At 49.5% G+C, this 7,488-nt stretch carries 6 protein-coding genes; 5 read left to right on the top strand and 1 reads right to left on the bottom strand.

Annotated features, from left to right (window positions below):
- Window positions 1-79: 79 nt before the first annotated feature.
- From RN22_RS02620 to glsA, 5 genes are all read left to right on the top strand, one after another.
- Window positions 80-550 (top strand): TRAP transporter small permease, encoded by a 471-nt coding sequence (locus tag RN22_RS02620; RefSeq protein ID WP_002539218.1) that lies wholly within the window; start codon window positions 80-82, stop codon window positions 548-550.
- A gap of 9 nt (window positions 551-559) precedes the next feature.
- The gene (locus tag RN22_RS02615) at window positions 560-1,846 is read left to right on the top strand and encodes a TRAP transporter large permease (protein WP_197076239.1); all 1,287 of its coding nucleotides are present in this window, start codon (window positions 560-562) and stop codon (window positions 1,844-1,846) included.
- A 226-nt stretch (window positions 1,847-2,072) separates the two neighbouring features.
- Window positions 2,073-3,452, top strand: a complete 1,380-nt coding sequence (locus RN22_RS02610; RefSeq protein ID WP_046302972.1) for a glutamate decarboxylase — start codon at window positions 2,073-2,075, stop codon at window positions 3,450-3,452.
- Between the two features lie 72 nt (window positions 3,453-3,524).
- Window positions 3,525-5,084, top strand: a complete 1,560-nt coding sequence (gene gadC / locus RN22_RS02605) for a putative glutamine/gamma-aminobutyrate antiporter GadC (RefSeq protein WP_046302971.1) — start codon at window positions 3,525-3,527, stop codon at window positions 5,082-5,084.
- Window positions 5,081-6,019: a glutaminase A gene (gene glsA, locus RN22_RS02600; RefSeq protein WP_046302970.1), complete on the top strand. Its 939-nt coding sequence runs from the start codon at window positions 5,081-5,083 to the stop codon at window positions 6,017-6,019. Before gadC ends, glsA begins: the two co-directional genes overlap by 4 nt.
- Window positions 6,020-6,068: 49 nt before the next feature.
- Here the strand turns inward: glsA and RN22_RS02595 are convergent, their stop codons facing one another.
- Window positions 6,069-7,325, bottom strand: a complete 1,257-nt coding sequence (locus tag RN22_RS02595; protein ID WP_231590832.1) for a CinA family nicotinamide mononucleotide deamidase-related protein — start codon at window positions 7,323-7,325, stop codon at window positions 6,069-6,071.
- Between the last annotated feature and the right edge of the window lie 163 nt (window positions 7,326-7,488).

Here is a 7,488-nt window from a genome sequence, read left to right as displayed (position 1 = left end):
CGCTTATAGCGAGAACAAAACTTAACCACCAAAGGTCAACAGCCCCTAGTGGGGCGTTTTTCTATGTGTTGGAGTTGTAATGCGATTTATATACAACTTAGAGGAAATCCTTGCCTCTATAGCGATTTCTATCACTGTTCTGGTAGTCATCATCAACGTTTTCTTGCGCTATGGTCTCGGCTTCGTCGTGCCATGGAGTGAGGAGCTTTCCGTGATCTGCTTTACCTGGGCGGTCTACTTTGGGATCAGCTCTTGCTACAAGCACAAGCTGCACATGGGCGTTGATGTCATTCTGAGTTTTATCCCTGCGTCAGGGCAGCGATATTTTCGCCTGATGATCTCTTTCTTTCTCTTGGCGCTCAACATTCTGATGGCTTACCTGAGCTTCAACTACACCATGCTCTCAACGAAAGTGACCCCCGTCATGGGCATGTCATATTTCACCATCAACGGAGTGTTAGTTGTGTGTTTTTCATTAATGGCGATTCATACGGTTCGGTTCATCCTCGACGACCTCAAGCCATCTGAACCTTCTAACGAAGCGCAGTAGGTGAATGCAGTGGATATCTATATACCTATCATACTTCTTTTTGTTTTATTCCTTTTAAACATCCCCATTGCGTTCTCTTTAATAGCGTCAGCAATGGTGTACTTCCTGTTTATCAATGACTCTCTGCCCGTCAGTCTGGTGATGCAGCGTTTTATTTCCAGCGTGTCGTCATTCCCCCTTTTGGCCATACCCTTTTTCATTATGGTCGGTTCAATCATGAACTATTCGGGAATAAGCCGGAACTTGCTTGCCTTTGCTGACTCTCTGATTGGTCATAAAACCGGTGGCTTAGCGCATGTTAACGTCATGCTGAGTACCCTTATGGGTGGCATTTCAGGCTCTGCAAATGCTGATGCTGCCATGCAGTCAAAGATACTGGCTCCTGAGATGACGAAACGAGGCTATGATGTGGCGTTTACTGCCGCTGTCACTGCTACTTCATCCAGCATCAGCCCAGTGATCCCGCCAGGCATCAACCTCATCATCTTCGCGCTGCTCGCCAACGTATCTGTGCATTCGATGTTTATTGCCGGATATGTGCCTGCGTTCTTGATGGCTGCGTCACTGATGATCACCATCGCTTTCATTGCCAAAAAGCGTAACTACAAGCCTTCCCGTGAAAAGCCTGCCTCAGCAAAAGAGCGCTTTCATTATTTCGGGAAAGCCATACCTGCGCTGCTGATCCCATTCGGTATCATTCTGGGTATGCGCTTTGGCCTGTTTACGCCAACAGAAGCCGGTGCGATTGCGGTGTTGTTATGTACCATCATTGGCCTGCTGATCTATCGCGAGCTTAAACCTCAGCACTTTGTGCAGATCTTGCGGGAAACCATTCAAGGCACCAGCAGCGTCATGTTTATCATCGTGGGGGCATTGGTCTTCGGTTACTACATGACTCTGGAACAAATTCCCCAGAACGTCGCATCCATGTTGATTGGACTTACCGATAACAAGTATGCGCTACTGCTGATCATCAACATTCTTCTGCTCGTTGTCGGTATGTTCATTGAAGGCGGTGCGGCGATGATCATTCTGACGCCGCTGCTGCTACCAGCTGTGCTGAACCTCGGCATCAACCCTGTACACTTCGGTATCGTGGTTATCGTGAACATTATGATTGGTGGTGTCACGCCGCCGTTTGGTTCCATGATGTTTACCGTTTGCTCGATACTCAGGGTAAGAATGGTCGACTTTGTGCGTGAAGCAGCACCTCTGCTGGGCGCATTGTTCGCTGTGTTGATGTTACTGACTTTCTCCGAAGGGCTAGTCATGTTCTTACCGAACTTGTTTAACTAATTCTCCTCACTTTAAAGTGCGCTTTCTAGTAGGCGCACTTTATTCTCTGCTCACAAATACATCACATTCAGGACTTCTCTCCGGCTTATCTCATATTTCAGTCACTTCATAGAAATATGCAATCTAATACTGAAACAGGTCTCAACGTGTAAGGCGCAACTAGGATTTTCCATACCGTTGAAAACTCAATCAGGACTGCAATAAAAACCCTTATAAGGAGCAGACAATGGGATTGCACTTCACCAACAAACAAGACCCTGAAATAGAAGATATTTACGAAGAGGCCCTCTCTCAAACCCAGCTTCCCAAGTATTCCCTTCCCCAACAAAGCCAATCACCGGAGCTGATTGCCCAACTGTTGAAAGATGAGTTGTTGATGGATGGCAACGCGCGCCAGAATTTGGCGACGTTCTGCTCGACCTGGATGGAGCCCAGTGTTCACGATTTGATGGATGTCTGTATCGACAAAAACATGATCGATAAAGATGAATATCCCCAAACCGCGGAAATCGAGGCCCGCTGTGTTCATATCCTCGCCAAGCTTTGGAATAGCCCGGAGAGTGACACTACGGTCGGCTGTTCAACCACTGGCTCTTCAGAAGCAGCCATACTGGGTGGCCTCGCCATGAAATGGAACTGGCGAGCGAAACGCGAGGCACAGGGAAAGCCCGCCGATAAACCCAATATTGTTTGTGGACCCGTGCAAATTTGTTGGCACAAATTCGCCCGTTACTTCGATGTGGAAATGCGCGAAATTCCACTTGATGGTGACGAAGTCTGCATGAACCCAGACAAGCTTTCAGAATACGTCGATGAAAACACCATCGGTGTGGTTCCGACTCTTGGGGTGACCTACACCTGTGTATTCGAGCCGGTAGAAACCATTTCCAAAAAGCTGGATGAGCTCCAAGCGGAAACCGGGCTCGACATTCCTATTCACGTTGACGGCGCTTCAGGCGGTTTTATCGCACCTTTCGTAAGCCCTGAATTGAAATGGGATTTCAGGTTGCCCCGCGTGGTTTCCATCAACAGTTCTGGTCACAAATATGGCCTCGCGCCCCTCGGCGTTGGCTGGGTAGTATGGCGTGATAAGCAGCATCTTCCCGAAGACTTGGTGTTCAACGTGGATTACCTCGGTGGGAACATGCCGACCTTCGCTCTTAACTTCTCTCGTCCTGGTGGACAAATCGTCGCGCAATATTACAACTTCCTCCGTCTTGGCTTTGATGGCTACAAGGGCATTCAGACAACGTGTCTGAAGACCGCACAGTGGCTCGCAGATGAAATCGCTAAGATTGGGCCTTTCGATCTTTTCTACGACGGACGGGGAGGTTTGCCAGCCCTAAGCTACAGCCTGAATGAAGGCGATTGGGGGTTTACCCTCTATGACCTCTCTGACCGAATGCGAATGCGAGGCTGGCAAATTGCTTCTTATCCTCTTCCTGGCAATCGTCAGGACACAGTCATTCAACGCATTATGATCCGGCATGGCGTCAGCAAAGACATGGTTGCTTTGCTACTGGAAGATCTGAAGCGCTGCGTTGACTACTTCAAGCAATATCCACAAGTCCATTCCGGTGCGACTTCTACTTTCCACCACGGCTGATCTTAGTCTTACAGCTCTTTACATCACCCACTGTCAGGCCAGAGCCGGCCTGGCAGGTAAAGGACTATCCAAATGAATAACAAAAAAGATTCTTCAGTTGGCGCAAAAGAAGTAGGAAAAATCAGCGTCGTTACCTTCGCGATCATGAATATTGTGGCCGTAGTCAGCCTCAGAGGGCTGCCTGCCGAAGCCGAGTATGGATTGAGCTCAGTGTTCTTCTATGTCTTCGCTGCGGCATTCTTTCTGGTGCCTGTCTCATTGGTCGCGGCCGAGCTCGCTACAGGCTGGCCAGAAAAAGGCGGTATATTCCGCTGGGTGGGTGAAGCCTTTGGGCCAAAGCTCGCCTTTATGGCGATGTTCTTGCTCTTCGTTCAGGTGTGCGTTTGGTTCCCCACGGCATTGACGTTTGGTGCGGTTTCGCTGGCCTTTATCGGCCCAGATCAAACCTTTGATGCCGCCCTATCAGAAAACAAATTCTTTGTACTGGCTATCGTGCTCGCAATTTACTGGTTCGCAACCTTTGTCGCTTTTCGCGGGGTAGCAGCCTTTACCTTACTGTCTAAGTGGGGCGGTATCATTGGTACCATTATTCCCGCCATTATCCTGATACTACTTGGCTTTGCCTTTCTGTTCAGCGGAGAAAAAATCCAGATTGAGCTGGCATGGAAAGACTTGGTGCCTGACCTTTCCAACTTCAACAATGTGGTGCTGGCTGCCAGTATTTTCCTTTTTTATGCCGGGATGGAGATGAACGCCATCCACGTTAAAGATCTGGATAACCCTACCCGCTCTTATCCCCTTGCCATTGGTATGGCGGCATTGGGTACTGTGGTGATCTTTGTGCTTGGCACTCTCGCCATCGCCTTTGTGATCCCAAGTGCAGACATCAACCTGACCCAAAGTCTGTTGGTGGCCTACTTCGATATGTTCAAATGGGCGGGACTGGGTTTCCTCGGTCCGATTATGGCGATTTGCCTCGCCATTGGCGTGCTTGCTGGTATTGTCACCTGGGTTGCAGGCCCATCCACTGGTTTGCTTGAAGTCGCCAAGGCGGGTTATATGCCAAGGTTCTGGCAGCACACTAACAAGAACGGCATGGCGACCCACATTCTCTTGGTGCAAGGCATCATTGTGAGTTTCCTTGCCGTTACCTTCGTGGTTCTACCGTCGGTAGAAGCCGCTTACCAAATCCTGAGTCAGCTAGCCGCGGTTATCTACCTTACTCTGTATATGCTGATGTTCTCAGCGGCGATTTACCTGCGCTTTAGTCAACCTAATCGCCCACGCCCATATCGTGTGCCGGGAGGAAAAAAAGGCTTGTATGTGTTTGCCGGAGTGGGTTTTACCAGCTCGGCGATTGCCTTCGCGTTCAGCTTTATCCCGCCGAGCCAAATTGCTGTAGGTAGCCCAACAACATTTATTTCTATCCTTGTTGGCCTCAGTCTGGTGTTCGCCATTATTCCTTTTCTGATATATGCCGCGAGGAAGCCGCACTGGCGGAGCGAGAACTCTGACTTTGCGCCATTTACATGGCAGGTAGAAGGTGTGCACCCTGGTGTGGAGAACCACTCTGACCGTCACACGGAATCTGTCACCGAAATGCACCGAGAAGGGAAAGGAGACGCACAATGAATCATCTCCCTTCTGCCAGCGAGCTTCAGGCTTTGGTTAACGATACTTACCATCAGTTTCGCGATCTCTCAGGTGGTGAGAATGCCAGTTACATTCCTTATCTCGCTTCAGTTCCTTCAGAATTGACAGCATTAGTCGTGGTCACGGCTGATGGTGACGTTTATCAAGCTGGCGACAGTGACTTCGGCTTTGCCATTGAATCCATATCCAAAGTGGTGACGCTGGCTTTGCTGATGGAAGATGTCGGGTCCGAAACGGTTCGTGAAAAGATTGGAGCGGAACCTACCGGCCTTCCATTCAATTCGGTATTGGCTTTATGTGAACATCAGGACAAGCCTCTCTCTCCGTTAGTCAATGCGGGCGCAATGGCCAGTGTCAGCCTGCTGAAAGCAGATAATCCAGAACAAAGGTGGCAACGCATTTTGGACATGCAGCGACGAATCACCGCAGGAAACGTGACACTGTCAGAGGAAATCAACCAGTCGGAGCAGACAACAAACTTCCATAACCGTGGTATTGCATGGCTGCTTTATGCCGCAGGGAACTGTTTCTGCGACCCAATGGAAGCTTGCGAGGTTTACACCAGACAATGCTCCACACTCGTGACGTGTAAAGATCTGGCTGTGCTGGCCGCCACATTTGCAAACAAAGGCGTCAACCCTATGTCTGGCTATCAGATTATGTCTCGAGACAATGTGGCTCCTTTACTCGCAGAGATGACCATGGAAGGTTTGTATGACTACTCCGGTGACTGGGCGTTTGAAGTGGGTCTTCCTGGCAAAAGTGGCGTTGGTGGCGGATTGCTTGCGGTCGCTCCGGGGAAATGTGGCATCGCGGCATTTTCTCCACCCTTGGATGAATCCGGCAACAGTGTGCGTGGGCAGAGGATGATTGCGGAAGTGGCAAAAGCCCTCAATCTAAACATCTACCGATAGCGTTGAAATGTATGAAGAAAAATGGCCTGATTATCAGGCCATTCTTTCATTACTCAGGGTCTTCTACTTCCTCGACGGGAATATGAAGCGACTCCAACGTCACCAGTGAGGCAATCTCCGGGAACATGTTTTGGCCGGTTAGATAACGTCTAAGTAGGTCGAGCAACATGGTACTGCAGTAAATCCGAAAGTTCTCCGGTGTCTGGTTGCGACGCGGCTTCACAATCACTCCCCAATCACCTTCCTGAGACGACAAACCAAGCGCCACTCTACCCGCTTCGAGATTTCCGCAGGCAAGACCAATATTGGCACCTGCATTATCGCGGGAAGCAGCTGCCATGGCGAGCACTGCGGCCAGCGGATTGTAATCCCCATCTGCAGTCAGTGTAGATTCACTCAACACCCAAGACTGGACAAGTGCCTGGCGCGTATCGTCATCTTGGTTCAGCCAATTGGTGAGATAACCACCGGAAAATTTCTCGGCAACCGCTAGCTTGAGGCCCGACTCTTCAAGCAATACGCCGACCGATTCCAACATGGGGAGGTTATCCCCCACCATCAAATCGCCAAGAACGTTCCTTATACCATCCGCCACCAGCGAGATTTCAGAATGTTGGCGAGGGGAGAACACTTTCACCTCGATAAAAGGCAAGGAAGAGCGGTATCCCAGCTCGAAACCTTCTGGCAACGCTAAAGACTCAAATTTGTCATTCAGAAGAGATTCTGAAAATCCAAACGTGTAGAAACGGTTAATTTCCCGGCGATAAGTATTTGGAAAGCGTTCTTGGAGCCTTGGTAGGATTTCATTGTCGAACATCTGCTTAAATTCACTTGGCACGCCTGGCGTGAAGAAGAACAAACAGTCATTGAGTTTGGCGGCGAAGCCACAAGCGCTACCAACCGGGTTGTCCACCAGTTCACTGCCTTCCGGCAGCATCGCCTGTTTGATGTTACTTTTTGGCATCGTCTTACCGTTCTTTTCAAAACGGCTTTTAAGCTCCGACAACCAATGACTGTTGAGTTCCAGATCGACATCCATCGCCATTGCCATGGCTTCTGTGGTCAAATCATCCGTGGTTGGCCCAAGACCACCATTGACGATCACCACATCTGACACCTGACTGCATCTAACCAGCTCAATAGCGATGTCATCCAGAGCATCCCCCACCGTCACACGACGGTGCATGGCGAACCCTTCTTCAAAGCAGCGTCTCGACAACCAGGCTGCATTGGTATCGGTGATGTCTCCGTGAAGCACTTCCTCACCAGTGCTGAGCATTGCAACTCGAAGTTTGCTGTGTTCCACCGATATCTCCTTGTTCAGACTGTATTAATACTCAAACGTTATCAGGAAGCCCGTTCAAGCACAAAAAATACTCACCTGATGCGATTCAAATTCAACCTACTTTCACAGCAAGATATACCCCAGCACAATCGTAAATAAAAAATTACACCAATCGTACTTATAT

Origin of the sequence: Grimontia sp. AD028 (genome assembly GCF_000973155.1) — a bacterium.
In the GTDB taxonomy this organism is placed as follows: Bacteria; Pseudomonadota; Gammaproteobacteria; order Enterobacterales; family Vibrionaceae; genus Enterovibrio; species Enterovibrio indicus.
Note: the sequence above shows the minus strand (reverse complement) of the source record. Positions and strands in the feature narration are given on the sequence as shown.